This is a genomic window from Maribacter aquimarinus, assembly GCF_047345505.1.
In the GTDB taxonomy this organism is placed as follows: Bacteria; Bacteroidota; Bacteroidia; order Flavobacteriales; family Flavobacteriaceae; genus Maribacter.
In genome coordinates, this window is the sequence record NZ_JBLFEO010000011.1 from 39,591 (window position 1) to 59,517 (window position 19,927).

16 protein-coding genes are annotated in these 19,927 nt (G+C 48.0%); 11 read left to right on the forward strand and 5 right to left on the reverse strand.

Features of this window, described 5'->3' with window-relative positions; all coding sequences use genetic code 11:
• The first annotated feature begins 162 nt into the window (after positions 1-162).
• The 10 genes from ACKWCC_RS09640 (at position 163) to ACKWCC_RS09685 (ending at position 12,599) form a co-directional block, all read left to right on the forward strand.
• A complete protein-coding gene (locus tag ACKWCC_RS09640; RefSeq protein WP_413995719.1) occupies positions 163-1,449 on the forward strand; it encodes a glycosyltransferase in 1,287 nt (428 codons plus the stop codon).
• Between the two features lie 17 nt (positions 1,450-1,466).
• Positions 1,467-2,309 carry an alpha-1,2-fucosyltransferase gene (locus tag ACKWCC_RS09645; RefSeq protein ID WP_413995720.1) on the forward strand — a complete coding sequence of 281 codons (843 nt, stop codon included), beginning with the start codon at positions 1,467-1,469 and terminating at the stop codon, positions 2,307-2,309.
• Positions 2,306-2,578, forward strand: coding sequence for a hypothetical protein (locus ACKWCC_RS09650; protein ID WP_413995721.1), 273 nt, complete (start codon positions 2,306-2,308; stop codon positions 2,576-2,578). Before ACKWCC_RS09645 ends, ACKWCC_RS09650 begins: the two co-directional genes overlap by 4 nt.
• Before the next feature lie 254 nt (positions 2,579-2,832).
• Positions 2,833-4,128 carry a hypothetical protein gene (locus ACKWCC_RS09655; RefSeq protein ID WP_413995722.1) on the forward strand — a complete coding sequence of 432 codons (1,296 nt, stop codon included), beginning with the start codon at positions 2,833-2,835 and terminating at the stop codon, positions 4,126-4,128.
• A 3-nt stretch (positions 4,129-4,131) separates the two neighbouring features.
• A complete protein-coding gene (locus ACKWCC_RS09660) occupies positions 4,132-4,995 on the forward strand; it encodes a glycosyltransferase family 2 protein (protein WP_413995723.1) in 864 nt (287 codons plus the stop codon).
• A gap of 106 nt (positions 4,996-5,101) precedes the next feature.
• Positions 5,102-6,589 (forward strand): hypothetical protein, encoded by a 1,488-nt coding sequence (locus tag ACKWCC_RS09665; RefSeq protein WP_413995724.1) that lies wholly within the window; start codon positions 5,102-5,104, stop codon positions 6,587-6,589.
• Positions 6,590-6,634: 45 nt separating this feature from the next.
• The gene (locus ACKWCC_RS09670) at positions 6,635-7,546 is read left to right on the forward strand and encodes a sugar transferase (protein ID WP_413995725.1); all 912 of its coding nucleotides are present in this window, start codon (positions 6,635-6,637) and stop codon (positions 7,544-7,546) included.
• 11 nt (positions 7,547-7,557) lie between these two features.
• A complete protein-coding gene (locus ACKWCC_RS09675; RefSeq protein ID WP_413995726.1) occupies positions 7,558-8,685 on the forward strand; it encodes a glycosyltransferase family 4 protein in 1,128 nt (375 codons plus the stop codon).
• 37 nt (positions 8,686-8,722) lie between these two features.
• A complete protein-coding gene (locus ACKWCC_RS09680) occupies positions 8,723-9,466 on the forward strand; it encodes a WecB/TagA/CpsF family glycosyltransferase (protein ID WP_413995727.1) in 744 nt (247 codons plus the stop codon).
• Between the two features lie 781 nt (positions 9,467-10,247).
• On the forward strand, positions 10,248-12,599 hold the full coding sequence (locus tag ACKWCC_RS09685) for a GumC family protein (RefSeq protein ID WP_413995728.1): 2,352 nt from the start codon (positions 10,248-10,250) through the stop codon (positions 12,597-12,599).
• A 232-nt stretch (positions 12,600-12,831) separates the two neighbouring features.
• Here the strand turns inward: ACKWCC_RS09685 and ACKWCC_RS09690 are convergent, their stop codons facing one another.
• A complete protein-coding gene (locus ACKWCC_RS09690) occupies positions 12,832-13,290 on the reverse strand; it encodes a transposase (protein ID WP_413995729.1) in 459 nt (152 codons plus the stop codon).
• A gap of 211 nt (positions 13,291-13,501) precedes the next feature.
• On the opposite strand from ACKWCC_RS09690, the gene ACKWCC_RS09695 reads away from it, so the two are divergent.
• Complete coding sequence (locus ACKWCC_RS09695) at positions 13,502-15,187, forward strand: Ig-like domain-containing protein (protein ID WP_413995730.1); 1,686 nt, start codon at positions 13,502-13,504, stop codon at positions 15,185-15,187.
• A 211-nt stretch (positions 15,188-15,398) separates the two neighbouring features.
• On the opposite strand, the gene ACKWCC_RS09700 is transcribed toward ACKWCC_RS09695, so the two are convergent.
• The 4 genes from ACKWCC_RS09700 to ACKWCC_RS09715 all read right to left on the reverse strand — a co-directional run bounded on the left by ACKWCC_RS09700 (position 15,399) and on the right by ACKWCC_RS09715 (position 19,798).
• A complete protein-coding gene (locus ACKWCC_RS09700) occupies positions 15,399-16,211 on the reverse strand; it encodes a hypothetical protein (protein WP_413995731.1) in 813 nt (270 codons plus the stop codon).
• Between the two features lie 372 nt (positions 16,212-16,583).
• Complete coding sequence (locus ACKWCC_RS09705) at positions 16,584-17,207, reverse strand: response regulator (protein WP_413995732.1); 624 nt, start codon at positions 17,205-17,207, stop codon at positions 16,584-16,586.
• The gene (locus ACKWCC_RS09710; protein ID WP_413995733.1) at positions 17,204-19,045 is read right to left on the reverse strand and encodes an ATP-binding protein; all 1,842 of its coding nucleotides are present in this window, start codon (positions 19,043-19,045) and stop codon (positions 17,204-17,206) included. Before ACKWCC_RS09710 ends, ACKWCC_RS09705 begins: the two co-directional genes overlap by 4 nt.
• Before the next feature lie 12 nt (positions 19,046-19,057).
• Positions 19,058-19,798 carry a hypothetical protein gene (locus ACKWCC_RS09715; protein ID WP_413995734.1) on the reverse strand — a complete coding sequence of 247 codons (741 nt, stop codon included), beginning with the start codon at positions 19,796-19,798 and terminating at the stop codon, positions 19,058-19,060.
• Positions 19,799-19,927 lie beyond the last annotated feature (129 nt).

Genomic DNA, 19,927 nt, shown 5'->3' on the forward strand with positions numbered 1-19,927 from the left:
CGTGTTCTGCTGTTCTTTATACCGTGAATAAATTATAATGATTAAGAACTTCTTTATTAAATGTGGACCATAAAGGCTTGGTTATGGATAAGAATGTTCATACCAATACGGGATACTAATGTTTTTTGAACCAGTTGCTACTAAACAAATAGTCATTATGTTATGAGAATATTGTTTTTCACATCTTCATCTTATAAATACGCTCAAAGTAAAAGTCATTATTTTGGATCGGGATGGGTAGATTCCTTAATACAACTGCTTGAAGGAAAAGCCGGGATAAACCTTGGTCTTTCTTTTTTTCACGAGAAGGACAATGAAAAGGTGGTAAAGGATCATGTAACGTACTATCCCATATATAAAGCCCCCAGGAGAAAAAGCCCAATAAAGACCGTCATTGGGGATTGGTTGGGAACATTCGATGACGAAAGCGCCATCCAGGACCTGACCAAAGTGATAGAGGATTTTAAGCCAGATGTGATACAAGTTTTTGGGGTGGAGGGCGTTTTTGCCTACGTCCAGAAGCATACGGATGTTCCCGTCCTCGTTCACTTGCAAGGACTCCTAAATCCATATTGCAATGCCTATTATCCCGTGAACCAATCCAAATGGAATTTCCTTTTTAATCCAAGCTATTTTGTTCAAAATATTTTGGGAAAAGGACCCAGCTTCGCCGCCAAACGTTATTACGGGATGGCAAGAAGAGAAAATGAACACTTTAAAAATCTGAAATTCGTGACGGGCAGGACCGGCTGGGACAGGTTGGTCACGAATATTAGCAATCCAAACATTACGTACTTTAACGTTAATGAAGTATTGCGGCCCATCTTTTACGAAAAACCACGTTTTAAGAAAAAGAGGATAAAAGATCAGAGGCTGCAACTGGTGTCCACCATATCGCCCACCATATACAAGGGCATCGATGTAGTTTTGAAAACGGCAAAATTGCTAAGGCAGCAAACCAATATTGACTTTTCTTGGAAAGTAATAGGGGTGGCCGCGCAACACAGGTTTGTCCGACATTTTGAAAAAAGTCTTGACATTTACCACAGCGAAGTGAACTTAGAATTTCTGGGGATAAAAAAACCCGAAGATTTTATAGATGAACTTAGGCAAAGTGACCTTTATATACACCCCTCTTACATAGACAATAGTCCCAATAGCGTGTGCGAGGCCCAGATGGTAGGACTACCGGTCATAGCTTGCCATGTTGGGGGTCTAAGCAGCTTGATCGAACACGGCGAAACAGGCATTTTGGTACCCTCAAATGGGGTGTACGAAATAGTCCATTTTGTAACCCGCTTTATCTCCAGTCCAGAACCATACGCGAAAATGGGCCAAAAAGCAATGGCTGTGGCCAAAGAAAGGCATGATCGCGAAAAAATATTGGAAGAGCTGGTGAGGGTCTATCATAGTATTCGAAGTGATTCTAATGTTATGTCTAAAGTTTAATTTAAAATCATTACCCATTGAAAATTGTACAAGCGGCGGGGCAAACATGCAATCAATTTTGGATTTATTCCCACTATTTCGCTGAGGCGATGGTCTCCAAAGAGCGGATTTTGATTTTGGCCCCCGACATTTCTTTAAAAGATTATCCCAACCTGAGAAAACAAAGTTTTCTTGGTTTCCCATTTTACAATGAATCATTCCTCAAAGTAATATCCTATAAGAGGTACATAAATGTCCTCAACGTACTTTTTGCAAATAAAGTATCTGTTTTATGTCTTACTTGGTTGTTCAAGCCTATCCCAAAGATCAGTTTTACTGCTGGTGCCATGCAAGCTTTTACAAGTAAGAACAGGACCAGTCACAAACCTGCACTAAAAAGCATTTTTAAACCAAAAAACGCCATAATTCGGTCTGTGGATTCTTTTATGGCAGAAAAGAGATTTTTGTTCGATGTCATCGTTGGTGTACACATAAGAAGGGGGGATTATAAAACTTGGCAGTACGGGAAGTTCTATTATTCTGATGAACAGTATCTTCGTATTATGGATAAAATGGAAGCGCTGTTTACAAACAAGAAGGTGGGCTTTCTCATTTGCAGTAATGAGTTTTTGGATTTAAAACGGTTTGGCGCACATAGGGCCTTTTCCCTGACAAATGGATCTGCAGCGCACGATCTTTATGGATTGGGAGTTTGCGACTACATTTTGGGGCCACCTTCATCTTTCTCCGCCTGGGCTTCTTTTTATGGTAATGTTCCTTTTTATTTCATCGAGGATACCAGCAAAGCCCTCTCCCTGTCCCTATTCTCGAAAGAAGAGTACAACTGGCCTCCTTATAAACCGATAAAACTGGAAAATTGATCACTAAAAATATTTCCAAAAACGGTTTGTCTGGGCTAGGGCTGGCATTCAATTTTTTGGTTCTGGTTGTGTATGGTTGGCAGTTAAGGTGCCAAGGGCGCGAAGCAACGGATGAACTAGGCTCAAGGCTAGTAGGTTTAACCCAAGTTCAAAACTCTTGTAAATATCCATTCCCAAGGGGAATTGTTTTTGACATGAATCCAGCAGGTGTTTTCATTTGGAAGCAAGTGAAAGTGAATATTTCTCGAGGCAACGCGGTTAGCCTCTGAGCACATGATCCATTTTTGAATGGCCTAGAACCGAAAGTTTGCAAACCTTGTTTCAAAAAAGCAAATATTTCTTAAAACTCACTATGCCCGAGGCCCAGCCGTGCCTTTTGGTCGGTCGCGCCCTAAGGTCCCGTCCCAATACAAGCGAACAGAGCCATCGGGGAATTTAGTTCAAACATCCTTTCGGGGGTGTCTTAATGTAGGGCCATATTTAAGATTAACCTTAATTTTGTAAAAGATACCTTATACCACTAATGTTCAAAATAAACAGCAAGAGTATTCTTATCGGTGTCTTTTTGATCAGTGTGAGCTCCATTTTGCAGTGGACGACCTTGCCCATAAACAACACTTTTGTTTGGTGGCTCATTTATGCCTTGATTCTTTTTATGCTCTTAAATTCAAAACACACCTACTACAACACGGAAAATGATGCCAATTTCTTTGTGGTAAAAATGTATCTGTTATGGAATGTAATATGTATCGTGAGGGGCTTTTTTGTGGCAGAGGACTATTGGGAATGGAAGCACCTCATTTACACTTCCATGGTGCTTTTGCTCCCTTTGGTGGTATATATTGCCTCCAACACCTTTTACGTACAAAAAATCTTGCACAGTTGGATGCGCTTTGTGTTGCCTGCCTTCGTTTTGGTGTTCTTATTTATTGGATTAGGCGCCTACGGCCGTTTTTTATTCCCCGTGAGCTTTATGCTCCTCTTTTTTCCCTTGTTGAACAAAAAATACAAGCTGCTCTGTCTTTTTGTTGCCCTCCTTGTTATTACCGTTGATTTGAGTGCACGGAGTAATGTGATCAAGTTCTTGGTGCCTTTTGGCCTCAGCTTTTTATATTTTTTCAGATCACGGCTCGTGCTCCCCCTACTTGGCTATATCAGAACCACTTTTTTGGTGGCCCCCATTGTGCTCTTGGTATTGGGCGTGACCAATACGTTTAATGTTTTTAAAATAAGTGATTACATCGAAGGGGAGTACCGAGTTGCAACGAGCAATAAATATGTACAAGGTGCTGAAGATTTAAGGGCTGACACCAGAACCTTTATATATGTTGAAGTCATTGCCTCTGCTTTGAAGTACGGGTATGTATGGATGGGGAGAACACCGGCCAGAGGCAATGAATCCCCTTCCTTTGGACCGCAGATAGATAAGGAATTGAACCGAAACAAAAATGAAAGATTTACAAATGAGGTGGGCATAGCCAATATCTTTACCTATACAGGGCTTCTGGGCGTGGTTCTCAACTTCCTGATTTTTGTGAAAGCTTCCTATTTGGGATTGAAGAGGTCTAACAATTGGCATCTAAAACTGATGGCCATTTATGTATCCTTTAGATGGCTCTACTCATGGGTGGAGGATTCAAGCCGTTTCGATTTATCAACCTTATTTCTATGGATCTGTATTGCGATGTGCATTTCCAAATCCTTTAGAAAGATGACGGACAACGAGTTCAAAAACTGGTTCCGGGGAATTGTTGATCACCGCTATCGCAAGGCCATCTTAAAAAAACAACTGGTCGCTACCTTTAAGGACCCCACATAATCAATGTTGACACTTGCAAACCAAATGATCTATATCGTAATCCCCGTGTTTAATCGTTGGCACTTTACCAAAGCTTGCATTGATCAATTGCGCCTACAATCCCATACCGCCTTTAAAATTGTGGTAGTGGATGATGGTTCTACCGATGGTACGGCCCAGTTCCTGGCCACCGATTATCCCGAAGTGACCGTACTGAAAGGCAACGGATCCCTATGGTGGACCGGGGGCATCAATATGGGCATCAGATACGCGCTGCAAAAGAAGGCAGATTATGTGCTTTCCCTAAATAATGATACCCTACCCAAAAAAAAGTACTTGGAGCAACTGATGGCCGCATCCCGTAAAAAACCTGGCGCTCTAATTGGCTCCACGGGGGTGGACACCACCACCGGCAACATCAATTATTGTGGGGAACAAATCATCTGGTGGTCTGATGCGGCCAAACCGCTAAAAAACAAGATTGACCCCAAGAGCAAAGGACAATTGCTCCCCGTCTCCTATTTTCCCGGACGTGGACTGCTTATACCCCGCAAGGTGTTCGAGGCCATTGGCTTGTTCGATCAAGCGGCCTTTCCGCATTATATGGCCGATTACGATTTTACCTTTAGGGCCATTAAGGCCGGATTTACCATATTTTGTAGTGTGGATGCCCAATTGGGCACCTACCCGGAGGCCAGCGGGGCCAACGAACTGATGGCCAAGAAGACCTGGAAAAATTACATGGAACATCTGTTCGGGATGCGTGGTGCCGCCAACCTTAAATATTATTTTACCTATGTGTCCAGACATTGCCCCTGGTACCTCTTGCCCATCAGTGCCACCATAGGAACGGGAAAAAGGCTCATTAGCTATTGGGTAAAAAAATAGTGGGCATTGTTAGCATCGCCTGCCTGATAGGTGGAATTTAAAAAGCGGGTTGGACCAAAATGGATATGTTAAACAAGATTTGTTGCCGTCCCGTGAAGATAAAAATATGGATTTTGAAAATCTAAAATTTAGAAGGCAGTTTCTGCTCACCACCGAAGCGGTGGTGGGTCTGGACAACTGGCAGCGTTATGATTTGGGAACACACCTTCTCTATGCGCATCCAGACCTGACCGTCTTTGCCGCTGAGGCCGAACAAGCCGAGGCCGTCCTTTTAGGCCACGTTTTAGATCCCGGGAATGCGGCCCGTACCGAGGTGGCCATCCTAAAGGGCATCATTGCCAAGCCCCAGCCCACCGCCATCGCCGAGCAGCTCTATGGACTGTCCGGACGCTTCGTGCTCATCATCAAAACGGCGGAGGGCCTATTGTTCTTCAACGATGCCTGTGGGCTGCGGTCTTTTTTTTACACGGAACACCAAGGGGCATTGCAAGTGGCTTCCCAACCGTTATTGCTGAAAATGGTGGTGGCCGACAAGGTGGCCCAAGGAGCGCGGTACGCGAGTTTTTTTGAATCGGAATATGTCAGGAACCACCGCGAAAACTGGTTCCCCAGCGGCACCTCCCTCTACGAGGGGGTGCACCACCTGGTGCCCAACCATTACTTGGATTCCCGCACCATGCAACAAAAAAGATATTGGCCCGTGCAACAGCACCAAATTGAGGACTACCGGCCCGCATCGGAAAAGTTTAGGGAGCTCTTGCAAAGTACTTTGGCCGTGGGTGCAAAAAAATACTCCCTGGGCCTAGGCGTTACCGCGGGCTTTGATAGCCGCATCATTCTCAGTGCGTGCCGTCCGGTAAAGGACCGGATGCAATTCTACACCCTGAAATACAGGGACATGAACCACGCTTCAAGGGATATCCGGATTCCCACCAAGTTGAACAAGATCATGCACTTCAACCATCAGGTGATGGACTGTCAGATTCCGGTGGATGCCGAGTTCGCCCAAATCTACCAACAGAACAGCGATATGGCGTTTTTGGATGACTGGGGCTTCATTGCCTACGGCATCTCCCAAAACCTTAAAGAGGGCACCGTTGCCATCAAGGGCAGCTGTTCGGAAACGGGCCGTTGCTATTTTTATAAGTCGGGGAAACACCCGGTGCTTACCTCGGGGGCAGACTTGCTCAACTACAATCCCAATTGGAAGGGCATCGGCTTCATCGAGGAGCGCCTGGAGCAATGGTTCAATGAAGTTAACCATCCCAAAGCGCATTTGGGTTATCCCATTCTGGACCTCTTCCATTGGGAAGTGAGCACGGGCAGCTGGCAAACCCAAAATCAGTTGGAATGGGATATGGTGCACGAGACCTTTACCCCCTTCAACAACCGGGAACTTTTGGACACCATGCTGCGCATCGATCCAAAATACCGCTCCAAGCCCAAGAACTACCAACTTTATCGGGATACCATCAGCAAATTATGGCCGGAGGCATTGTCACAACCGGTAAACCCGCCCTCCACCATTGACTGGATCAAAACGGCCATCAAGTCCGTTTTGGTAAAGATGGGTATGGAAAAATACAACCATTAAAAAGTACCCTCCCACTGCACATTCATACAACAAACTTACCAGCACATGCCGTATCCCGTACCCATTGCCCTATTTACCTTTAAAAAACTAACCCCCCTTAAAAAGGCCATTGCCGCCTTAAAAAAGAACGACCTGGCCGCAGAGTCGGAATTGTTTATATTTTCCGACGCCGCGGCCAAACCCGAGGATAAAAAAGAAGTAGAGGAGGTACGGGAATATATAGCTACCATCACCGGCTTTAAAAAAGTGACGATAAACGAGGCCGCGGCCAATAAGGGACTGGCCAACTCCATTATCGTTGGCGTTTCCGAACTGTTGCAACGTTATGAAGCCCTCATTGTGCTAGAGGACGACCTGCTGACCTCCCCCAACTTCTTACGGTACATGAACGCCGCGCTCCGCTTTTATGGCCCTTATGAGGATGTACTCTCCGTTGCGGGCTACACCCCCCCCATTGCCCAGCTGCCAGAGGGATATGCCTACGACACCTATTTTACCCTCCGGGCCAGCTCTTGGGGCTGGGCCACTTGGAAAAAACAATGGGAAACGGTAGATTGGAGTATGGCTGGATTCCATGCCTTTAAGACCAACCGAAGGGAACAACGCAGGTTCAACCAAATGGGCTCGGACATGACCAGGCTTCTGAGCCAACAGGCAGCCGGGAAATTGGATTCCTGGGCCATTCGCTGGTGCTTTCACCAATTTCAGCATCAGTTGTACTCGGTATTTCCGGTGGTATCCAAAATCCAGAACATTGGCTTTGTGGCCGGGGCCACCCATACCAAGGGGCAGGATGCCCATAAACGCTTTGCCACCCCCTTGGATGCCGGAGATGCACACAAGTTCAACTTTTGCCCCAAGGTAGGGCTGGACAAACACTTGATAAAGCAGTTCGTGCGCCCGTACAGCTTTAAAGTGCGCTTGAGCTACAAAATAAAAAACATCCTTAACATATAAACCAGCTCACGATGATGGGTAAAAAGAAGATATTGTTCATTTTGCACGTACCCCCTCCGGTGAACGGGGCCGCCATTATGGGGCAATACCTGAAGGGCAGCAAAGTGATCAACCAACATTTCGAAACGGATTACATCAATTTAACCGCCTCCTTTACCTTGGATAAAATTGGTAAGGGCAGTCTGTATAAAACTAAGGTGGTCTATCAAATTCTGCGGAACACCTTCTTCGCGCTAAGGAAAAAATCTTACGACCTCTGCTATGTCTCGCTCACCACTCGGGGTACCGGTTTTTACAAAGACGTGCTGGTCGTGGCCCTGTTAAAACTACTCAACCAACGCATCATCTATCATTTTCACAATAAGGGGGTGAAGAAGTTTAGCAAAAAGAGGGTCAACCACCTATTGTATCGTTTTGTTTTTAAAAATACCAAGTGCATCTTGCTGTCCCCCAGATTGTACGCCGATATTGAAAGGTATGTGGATGAACGCAACGTCCATTACTGCCCCAATGGCATTGAAAATTCAACAAACCTTGATATTGAAATAGGGGAAGACAAAGGGGCTGATACCCCCTGTCAATTTCTATTTCTATCCAATATGATGCGGGAAAAAGGGGTCTTGGAACTGCTTAAGGCCTGCCGTATCCTAAAATTGAGGAATTTCTCCTTTGAATGCCATTTTATAGGGGCATGGTCCGACATTTCGAAAGATTTTTTTGAACAAACGGTGTCGGGGTTGGGGCTTGGCAAACAGGTGTTTGCCCACGGCAGAAAGTATCATCAAGAGAAATTCAAATTTTTTGCCCAGGCCGATGTGTTCGTATTTCCCACCTATTACCATAACGAATGTTTTCCCTTGGTCTTATTGGAGGCCATGCAATATGGGCTGCCTATCATCACAACCCCCGAAGGGGCCATTTCGGACATGGTGCTGCAGGGCAAAACGGGTATTTTAACCCCACAGAAAGATACGGCCGCCTTGGCGAACGCCATGGAAAAACTCTTGCGGAACCCGCTACAGGGCCAAAAAATGGGGGAAGCCGGAAAAAATCGATACCATCAGCGATACACCCTTTCCAATTTTGAGAAGCGTATGCAGGGAATTTTGCAGACCGTGATTGCCGCAAACCAAAAATGAATCCGGTTTGGGGGCTCAAGAAAGATAACAACAAACAATGACGCCATTAGCCACCATCCCGTGTTTGGGGTACCCCATCTTTTCAGACGAACTGGAACGACTTCCCAGGGATATAAAAATGGTCATTAACACCATAAACCAGTACTCCTATTGCATCGCCGAAAAAGACCCGAAGTTCAAACAGGCCCTGTTGGCCTCCGACGTGCTCTTGCCCGACGGGGTGGCCATCGTGGCGGCCGCCAAATGGCTCAACGGTAGCAGCATTCAAAAAATTGCCGGGGCCGACCTGCACCGGTTTCTTCTGCAACGGTTGAACGAACAGGGCGGGGCTTGCTTTTATATGGGCGCCACCGAGGACACCTTGCAAAAAATACGCCAACGCCTAGGAAAAGAATATCCAAACATCCGGGTGGGCAGCCATTCCCCGCCCTTTAAAGCGGAATTTACCACACAGGAAAATGCCGCCATCATTAAGGCCGTGAACACCTTTAAACCAGATGTGCTGTTCGTGGGCATGACCGCTCCCAAACAGGAAAAGTGGAGCGCACAACACATGGAGGCCCTGAGGGTGCAGGGGCCCATCTGTGCCATTGGTGCAGTCTTTGATTTCTACGCCGGAACGGTCACCAGACCGGGCCGCATCTGGCAACGGTGGGGCTTGGAGTGGTTGGGCCGCCTGATCAAGGAACCCAAACGGATGTGGAAGCGCTATATCTATTACGGCCTGATTTATGGGGGCCACCTGATCAAGGCCAAAATAAACCCAAAGCCAAGGACATGAAGCACAAAGAAAACCGGCGTCCCACCATTTTTAGTGGCTAAGGCAAAACCTGGGAGGCTCCATTTAAAGGTTTAAATAACGTGGTGACTGACGTCTTTAGAGGTGGAAGATTGCAAAAAACAGGGCTCTTCCCCTCATTTTCGAGGGGAGGTGGCCCCGACCTTTTCGTCGGGGTCGGAGGGGAGCCTTCGGGATGCAGGATTTTGAAGGTAGCCCATAATTTTACTAGCGGGACACAAGGCTGACAAAAGGATGTAGTTTTGTGAATTGCAACAGATAGCCGCGTCGCCTTCGCCCGTATTCCTGCTTAAATATAAGGGTTGGCTCCTCGCCATGACGGAAAAAAGAGAGCTTTAAGCCATAAGCTAAGGGTCTTGTGCTGTACGACCAGCAAATCTGGGTAAATGACAAAAAACAAAGATGGCAGGCTGAGTGCCCCCCTATGTTTCGTGCAAGCATTCGAAGACCCTAAAAACCCAGTACTTTTTTACTATACTGCTGCCAACTGAAAACCCGAACTTTTGACAGGTACCAATAAAAAGACCATAAAGGAACGCGGTGTTCTTGTTCTTCATCACTGAACCCACCGGTACACCACCTCGGTGAACCCAAACAGAATCAATTCCGCATTGCAAACCTATCTCAAAAATGGCCACGACCAGTTGCCAGCAGCTTCATTTTATGTAACTTGCCCCACAGAAACAAACCCATCCGGCCAAACGCATTCTTAATATGATTGGTCTAGAAAAACAACAGATCCTTTAAAGTAAAACTCCCCTATATGGCTAAAGAAGAATACAAATATCTCCCGGTGGTCGAGGAGCGCAATGAATTGGATCTGCGGGCCACCTTGGACAAATACAAAAGGTTCTGGCCATGGTTCCTGCTAATGACACTTGTGTTTTTGGCCCTTGCCATTACTTACATAAAACTAGCGCCCAAGCACTATACCAGCCTGGCCAGCATCATTGTAAAGGACGAGGAAAACAGCAGCAGTTCAGGAGCCTCCAATGCTTTTGACGTAAACCTTTTCAGCGGGATGAGCACCAACAGTATGGCCAATGAACTGGGCTTGTTAACCTCCAAACGCTTGATGTTGAACACTGTAAAAGCTCTGGATCTTAACATTCAGTATATGGATGATAGCCAGCTCATTCCCCAACAGCTTTACCGCAACAGCCCGATCAAAGTACAGGTCCTTCGCTTGGACGAAGCCAAATTGAGGCTGGCGATGGAAGAAGAAAATCACGTGTTCAGAGTAAGAAAATTGAATGAAAACCGCTTACAGCTGATTACAGAAAACACCGAAGCCGTCCTTGACACGGAATTCAATGCCCCCATTAGTTTAAGTTTTGTGGATTTTGTCATCCTCAATGCCAACGATGGCGAAACAGAAGCTAAGGAATGGTCCGATATCGTCTTGAAATTTTTGCCGGTGGGCGCTGTGGCTTCCGGATTCAGCAAGGCCCTTAAAGTAGAACTTTTGGACGAACAATCCACCTTGATTCAATTGAGCCTAACGCACAAAGTACGGCGCATGGCGGAGGATATCCTGAACCAATTGATTTTTGAGTACAACAAGGAGGCCATTGAGGACAAAAACCTCATTGCCAAGAACACGGCGGATTTTATCGATGAACGCCTAAGGATCATCAACAGCGAATTGGATAGTGTGGAATCGGGAAAGGAATCGTTTAAGGAGGTAAACCGGCTCACCAACATTGGCGCAGAATCGAACATGATGATCCAAAATGTGAGCGATTACAACCAACAGCGACAACAGGTGGAGACCCAGTTGGAGGTAACCGGCTCTATGCTGAGCTATATTGATTCCGGGGAAGACAACCTATTGCCCACCAACTTGGGCCTTGAGGGCGGTGGCAATGAATTTGTGAACGACTACAACGATTTGATTTTGGAACGGAATCGGCTGTTGGCGGGATCTACGGAAAAAAACCCCTTGGTGGTTCGCTTGAATGAACAATTGGGACAGTTGCGCTCCAACGTAAAGGCCAGTTTGCTGGCCCAAAGGCAAAACCTGATCATCAACCAGGACAATCTACGCCGTATGGCGGGGGCCTTAGGTTCCCAAATTTCCAGAGTACCCGGACAAGAACGTCAGGTACGGGGCATTGAACGCCAGCAGAACATCAAGGAATCCTTATACCTCTACCTTTTGCAGAAGCGCGAGGAAAACACCCTGGAACTCTCGGTCACCGGGCCCAAGGCCAAGATTGTGGACAGCGCCTACAGTTCCAATGGGGAGATTTTCCCCAGTCCCAAAATTGTCTTGGGGGCTGCTATTATCCTGGGCTTGCTGCTTCCCTTTCTGGTGATTCGCGGCAAGGAACTGCTCAATGATAAAATACAGACCCGGGAAGATCTGGAAAACCTGAACAAGGACATTCCCATTGTGGGCGAACTGCCCAGCATTGGCAAAAAGGAAGATGAGCTGGTGAGGGAAAACGACCGCTCCGTACTCTCGGAGGCCTTCCGTATCCTGTCTGCCAACCTGCAGTACCTGCAGACCAGACCCAAGGAAGGCCAGCGGGGGATTTCCATTTTTGTGACCTCCACCATCAAAAGCGAGGGTAAGACCTTTGTGGCTACCAATTTGGCCATCACCCTTTCCTTGACCGGAAAAAAAGTGGTGCTGGTGGGCGGCGACCTAAGGAACCCCCAACTGCAGCGCTACCAAAAAAACCTGAGAAAGGTGTTGGGCGTAAGTGACTATTTGGTGAACAAGCAACAGGAACTGATGCATCTGTTACAGGAAACCGACCTGAACGAACACCTGCGGATTCTGCCCTCGGGGAGCATCCCCCCCAATCCAGCGGAATTGCTGCAGAAAAAACGGCTGGGCGAGCTGTTTGACGAGTTGGAGCGGCGATTCGATTACGTCATTGTGGATACGGCTCCGGCCCTCCTCATTGCAGATACCTTCCTCATCAACAAATACGCGTCCCTTACCCTTTATGTGACCCGGGCGGGCTTTACCAAAAAGCGCCTAATGGATTTTGCCATCGAGGCCAAGCAAACCGGAAAACTGAAGAACATGAGCTTGGTGCTAAACGATGTGCCGCTTATGAATTTGGGCTATGGCAGTAAGTATGGCTATACCTATGATGGTTAGTGGGTAGTTGGTAAAGGGAAGTTTTAGAGTGTATGGAGTACTTAGTCAAAAGTGTCCTGCTGTAGCTAACGCATTTTCAATTTTTTAAAATCTTCGCTCTTTGAAATTTGTAATGCTTCTCTGTTAAACAGCTCATTTACAGGTACTTTATAAAAAGTAAAGACGCTCAGGATTTGTAGCATCTCGTGCATACTTTATTGGATTTGGTAGTGGTGCCTGGCAATTGCCACGATCAGTTAAGTGCCATGGCGACCCAGGTCTGCGACTTGACGGCATTCTCGTTCTCGTCCCAGAACACCTTGATTCCAAGGTGCTGTTTTATCCATCGAAAGAAAATCTCGATCTTCCATCTCGGGCGGTAGAGCAGCGATATTTTCTGCTCCTCCATATCCATGTGGTTCGTCAGCAGCAGGATGGCCTTGCCCGTTTCAGGGTCTTTGGTCCTGATGCGCCTGAGTTTTATCGGGTAGGCTTGCCTTGACCCTTGAACGACCGGTTCACCGATATGGTTACAGATGATGTCTTGCTGGCCGCTTTTCGGCCTTGAGTACTGGCGCTTGAACCTTAGCGGGCTTTTGGCGCGGATGACAAGGAAGGCAGCCGATCTCTCGATACGATAACGTAGACCGTAGACTAGCACCCGTTTAAAAACACCGGCAGTATACCAATTAAAGTCGATTAATGTATTCAAAATGGCTAATTAACGTTCTTATTTTAAAACATTTAGGTAGTTCATCGAATAAATTGAACATTATAGCGTTTATGTTCGAATAATAAATAATTTTGAATTTCAAACTCCTACCTACGTTATGAAATTCGTCCCCAGTTTTCCACCCCATCCCTTGCACAATTCCCTGTTATTTGTGTTTTTTTTGGTAACATCCTGCAGTAAAGACAGTGATTTGCTAGCCGAGTACGTGGCGCTGGCCCCCAATGACAAGGAGGTAGCCGTGGATGATGCCTTTACCTTACTCCCGAACAGCCAAACAATTCTGGACGTATTGGCCAATGATGGCTTCTCCGATACCCAGGGAACCACCATCACAAATGTTTCCAACCCCAGCCAGGGAACAGTCACCCTAAACGACGATAATACCCTGACCTATGTTGCACCAAACATTCCGCAGCCTATGACCGATACCTTTATCTATATCGCCCAAAATCAAGGCAGCAATACCCAACCGAACCCAGCGACGGCTACTGTTACCATCACCGTAACGAATCATGGCGAGAATTTTTTATATACCAACGAGGCCAAGGCGGTGCTTCAACAAAGATTTGAAAATGGTTTTGTATTTGGTCCCGGGTTCAATGATGACATTGCCCAGGTCCGCTCTTTTGCCACATCCTTTATGCAAGACCCCGGGGAGCATAGGCCAATCTTTGGGGAAAAGGATATGTCACAGAGCTTTAATGGTAAAATTAACAGGGAAGGCCATAACCTGCACACCACCGCCGTCTATGCCTACGCCGTAGATGACGTAAAAATGGCCAATGCCGTTGCCTCGGAAATATTGGCCATTGTGAACACCAACGACCTATACACGGGTTATTGGAACAACTCCCATACCCTGCGCTGGGACAACCAGCCGGAAAACCATTGGATCATGGCGAGCAAGGCCCTAAAAATGAAGGACAGTTACAACTTTGTAAAAAAACTGGAAACGGTGCTCACCGAAACCGACAAGACCAATATTGCCGATTGGTTCGCCAGATTTGCCCATCTCTGCCACGAAGGGCTCAAGCAGAGGCTGGACAATGCTTACTTTGGCACTGGTTGGGACGCCGATCATTTTCCCGACCCATACTATAGGGGAAGATTGTCAGGATATGCCCCTCCGGTGCAAGACGCGCAGGGCAATGACCTTTTCCAGGTCACCATTGCCCAAGACGTTTACAACAACAGGTTTTGGGACATTGTGGGCTATGTACATTCCTGGGCCGTTGAAAACAATGATGTGGAGAGGGAAACATATACCAGAAATTTTTTTAAGGTATGGCTCAAATACGGGGTTTTCCCCGATGGCACCGTTTGGGAAATGTCCAGGGCCACGGAGAGCACGCCCTTTGCCGGTATTGCTTACTCTTGGATCAGTACCGAGGCTGCGGTAAGGATGGCCCACACGGATGCCATGGCAAACCATTTCCCCAATGACAGGCTTTACGATTACAGAACGGCCGATGGTGTCCTGAACGGCTCCACCACCATTTCCGATACTCCGTATGAGGGCACGAGCACCACGGACGGAACAACGGAAAAAAGCCTTTTAAAGGTGATAAAGGCACTTTCCAAATACTTGAGAAGCACGGCAGATGGGGGTTGGAACGATGTCAGGTTTTTCAATGGCACAGCATTGAACTCAGTGGGCACTTCACAACCCTCGGCCATTCCCGCTATGGCCAACCTATACTATAAAGACCAAGATTTGGTAGATCTCTACACCTACAACCAAGATGTGGGCTATCCGGCCAAGCAGAGTTTTGGCGGTGGCTACATGTCCGGTGTTTGGGACAAGGATTCAGGAGGTTGGGGAAATCTGATATTTGGCTCTATGTGGTATGATCTGGAAAATCAATTCTTTAATTGAACCCGAAACCCATCCCCTACTTTTTGGAGGTGCACCGCCACCCGGGAAAGATGTGCCGCATCTAGGCAAAGCTACCCAAATTTTTTTTTGCCAAGCCCTTGGCGTTCTGCCCTTGCCCCCCAGGGCATTGAATAGAACGCAATTACCCAAAACAACGGTTTCTCGGCGTTCTGGCTCATTGCCGTTGCAACGGTCCTTGCCCCACTACTGCTCAACCACCCGGCAGGGCCCGGATCAAAAAACGGGAAATTTGATCGCGATTGCTCCGGTACAATTTCAAATAGGTGTCCCAGTTCTGTTTACTGGCATTGACCTCCCGCACCCGCAACTGCATGCGCTGCAACACTTTCATCTTGGGCACCACCTGGTAGGCCACGTTTTCCACGGTGCCCTTGGAGGGTAGCCGCACCCCACTGAGCAAAATGGGGTTGAGTTGAAACTCCTGGGCCTTGTCGGCCGCATCAAAATAGTAAAAATGGATGTCCAGCACATAGTTGAGGCGTTGCTTGGCCGCGCTTAATTTGGCCTGTGCATGATTGAGCTCGTAGGCCTTGAGACCCAGGTAATGGTATCCCTCCACATTGCCCACTGCTCCCAACGCAAACTCCAACCGGGACAATAGCACTTCCTTGCCCTGGGCATCGGTGCCCCTTTTTTCAAAAATCAGGGTACGGTTGGGGTCCAGCTCCCTGAAAGTGCCGTTGGCATCAAAAAAATCGAGATGGGCCGCATATTCCTTATTGTAATTGTCCGGATCGTAAAACAGCTTGGAGGCTTCATCCACCAAAAGGGGAATGAGGTTGGACGCTATTTTGAGCAGTCCCAGGTTAAAAACCTCATCGCCGGATTCCTGCGCCCCCTCAAAACGCAATTGGGAACGCACTTGCTGCATGCTCGTCTTTTCTATTCCGTTTCCGTTGCTTCTATAATACGTTTCGCCCTGCGCAAACAAGGGTTGGAGCGCCGCTGCGCAGAGGCAAAAGCCAAAGAGCAGATTTGCGGTGTTCTGTTTTGGATGTTTCATCGTCTTATGGTTTTTTAGCTTCAAAATAGGGTTTTTGGTTTGGCTATTGCCGGTGTTTTTTGGGACCAGGGACCAACAACCCAACACTCCGCCCTTGACACGGCCAGCGCCCATCTCCAGAAGGCCACGTTGCGGGGAACTTGGTTCCCGCGTTTAAACAACATCTGGGCTCCACGCCATGACGGCGCTGAAACAAGGGACAAACATCAAGAACAGGTAAAGGAGACAAAAGCCAAGAGAAAAGACTTAGGATTTTAGGACCAATGGCAAAAAAAACCAAGGCCCAGTAAAAATACATCCGTACCAATTGGAAAAACAGCTTCTCACAACTCCATACCCAATATTTGATGCTCCGTACCAACCACTGCCCTTTCAGCCAAAATCGTACTTGCGTTCCAGGGCGTAGCGAAGCAGTTCGCCCTTTCCCTTCAGGCCCAAAATGCGGGCCATGTTCTTTCGGTGGGTATCCACGGTATGGATGCCTATAAAGAGCTCATCCGCGATTTCACGGGAGGTCTTGCCCAGGGCAATGAGCTTCAAAATCTCTCTCTGCCGCTTGGTGAGCACCCCTTTTTTTGTATTGCCCCGGCTGCCGCCATCCGTAAGGTGCAGGCTGGGATCATAGAAAGTAGTGCCCCCGGCCACGGCATTTATGGCCTCCAATACGGTCTTCAAGGCGGTGTTCTTGAGCACATAGCCGGTGGCTCCGGCCGCCAGCATCTGGGTCACGGCCTCTTCCTGATCGAACATGGAAAATGCCAATACCTGTACGTGCGGAAATTCTGCCTTGATGATCTTGGTGGCCTCAATACCGTCCATTCTGGGCATGCGGATATCCGTGACCACCATATGGGGCTCTTTTAGCCGCGCCAGCTTTACCAGGGCGGCACCGTCATTTACGGTGCCCACGATCTCTATGTCCTCTTCATACCTCAATAGAAGCTCCAAACCGTCTATCAAGGACTGGTGGTCTTCGGCTATGGCCAATCGTATCATAATGGAATGTCTATTATTACCACCGTCCCGTTCTCGGGGCCCGATTCTATGTTCATGTTACCGTGCAAATGGGCCACGCGCTTGTCTATGCTCCGGAGTCCCATTCCCTTTGCCATAGAGGTGCTGCCCACATCAAAGCCCCGGCCATTGTCTTCCACCAAAATGTTGAGGATGTCGCCGTGGTTGGTGATGTGGATGTTCACCTCCGTGGCGGCCGCGTGCTTAATGACATTGGTAATGAGCTCTTGCACCATGCGAAACAGGGTGAGTTCCATACTGTTCTCCAAACGGGCCTCCAGGCCATGGTCCATAACGTGTATGTGCAGGTCTTTGGCAACGGACACCTTGCCGGCCATTTGGCGTACCGCCTGCAACAGGCCTTTCTTGGCCATAAGTCCGGAATTTTTCGCATGGGCAATAGCCCGGATCTTTCCATAGGCCTCGTTGATCAACTCCTCGGTTTTCTCCAGGCTGCCGCCCGTACGTTCCCCTTTTTTTTCCTTAAGGGCGTTGAACTGCATCTTCACGGCCGCCATAAGGCTTCCCAGATCGTCATGGAGTTCATTGGCCACCCGTCTCCGTTCTTTTTCCTGTCCCTGAATCATCGCGTCTATGGTGCTGAGCTCTTGTTCCTTGAGCAGGGTGGCCACTTTCTGTTCTTCAATGACCTTGCCCTGCTCTGCCACCAACTGTTTGCGCTTGGCGTTCTTTTGTGCCAATATCGCGATCATGGCCACGGCCAACAGCATCCCTCCCAGAAAAATGGCCCATTTCCTGTTGGTGGCCGTGCTGGCCTGCAACCGGAGCTTGTCCAATTTTAGCTGATCGGTCTCATTGCGCACGGTGAGGAGCGCCGTCTCCAAGGTGTTCCTCTTGTAACCCAAGAGGTATTCCGTCTCCACGGACTGCTGCAGGTAGTGGTAGGCACTGTCATACTGTCCCTGCTTCTCAAAAATCAAAGAGGCCAAGCGGGTATCGTAAAAAGCATCCCACAAGTTGTTGGACTTGCCCTTTCTGTAAAGGTTGAGATAACGCCAGGCCTGAGGTAGCTCGTCATGCTCGTAATGTACGGCCGCCAACTGCCAGGCCACCGAGGCCCGGAAGGGGCCGTTATTGTCCTTTTGGGCCGAGAGGCTATCTGCCCTGAGAAAAAATCCAAGGGCTCTTTCCTTATCCCCCTCAATTTTGTGGAACATGCCCTTCTCAAAGTAGTAGCTGGGAAAAAAAGGATGGGTCTTGGGCAATTTTTCAAAAATGGAGTCCAAGCGTTCAAACTGTGCGTAATACTGGGCATCCACCCGGTCCAGATCGTCATCCCCCTTGGAGAGAAAGACAAGTTGATACATAATGAGCAGGGCCTTGTCCGCAGCGTCCGTGCCCAAGGCCGCAAAGCGTTCCAAATAAGGCTTGTACTGTTTGCCGCCAATGAAAATTTCCCTTGAAAACAGATTTAAAATTCCGATGAGGGCAGCCTTGGAAAAAATGGCGTTGTTCATGTCCTCGGCCATCTTCAGGGCCTCGGAAAAACGCTTAAAGGCCTCCAAATGGTCTGGGATGTTCCCTTCCGAAAAGTGATATCCGGCCACCATATGCCTTGCAAACTCCGTTCTCCTATCCCCCTTATTGCCCTGCGCCAACAGAAAGTCCGGTGCGGGCTTCCTCTGGGCCATCATTTTGGCCAGTTCCATTAGGAGGGAGCGCAGCTCGGGAACCCGTACTTCCTCCGCAACCAACTGGGCCTTGCCATAGTCCTTGTTCTTGGCGGCATCAAAAAAAGCCTCCATTGCAGGGGTATTGGCCCAAAGCAGGGCACCCCAGAGAAAAAATATGCAAAACAAGGACCTAGCCATTTAAAACACCACTTTGTTAAAACTGTGCCTACAGCGCCTTCCCGGCAGAGACAGGGCGATCTCTCCCTTGTAGCCGTCTCCCTGTGCCCTTTCCCCTTCCCTATCGTAATCTTGTTTGCGCACCACGTGCCTGCCATCCTTGTAAAAGAACTCAAAATCGAACGCTTTGCCGTTATCGGGATCACAGGCCACCCGGCCGTCTTCCAGGAACACCGCCCGGCCATCTTTCCCCAACCTGGGGAACATGGGATTGAGCTGTCTTTGGGAATGCAGGTAGCTGCCCTTTTCAAAATGGATGTGCGCCAATGCTTGCCGATCTAAGACCAAAGTGGTCTGCTGGCTCATGGCACGGGTGTATATTTTAAAGACCAGCCCATCCTTTGATGGTCCGCTGCCCACCACCACGCTGTCAATGCCAATGAAGTAGATGGGCTTGTAATTCACCACCTCAAACGATATGCGCTCCAGGGTGCGGTATCGAGCCCCAAGGGAAGACTTTCCCATCTTGATGGACGCATAGATGCCGTAATTGGTGCCATAGCTTTGGCCGGCCATGAGCAGCTGCTTGCGTTCATCCTTAAAATCGATGGTGGAGGTGTAGGCACCCAAACCGGATTTCCTTTCCACCACCCAGGTCGGGGCATCACCCAGCACCGCTCCCTGTTTCTGAGCGCTGGAGGGTAGTGAAAAAGCGAGGAACACTAGAAAAAAAACAAAAAAGAGGTGGCTGGACAATTTCATGATCAGGTGGTTTTAATTCGATGGGAAATTGGCTTTTTTCCCTGGTCGTTTCCATACCCGTTAACAGGTATTTTCAAAAGATAAGGAAATCTTTGGGATTGGAAAGGGAAAGGGATGCCTTTGGAAGGG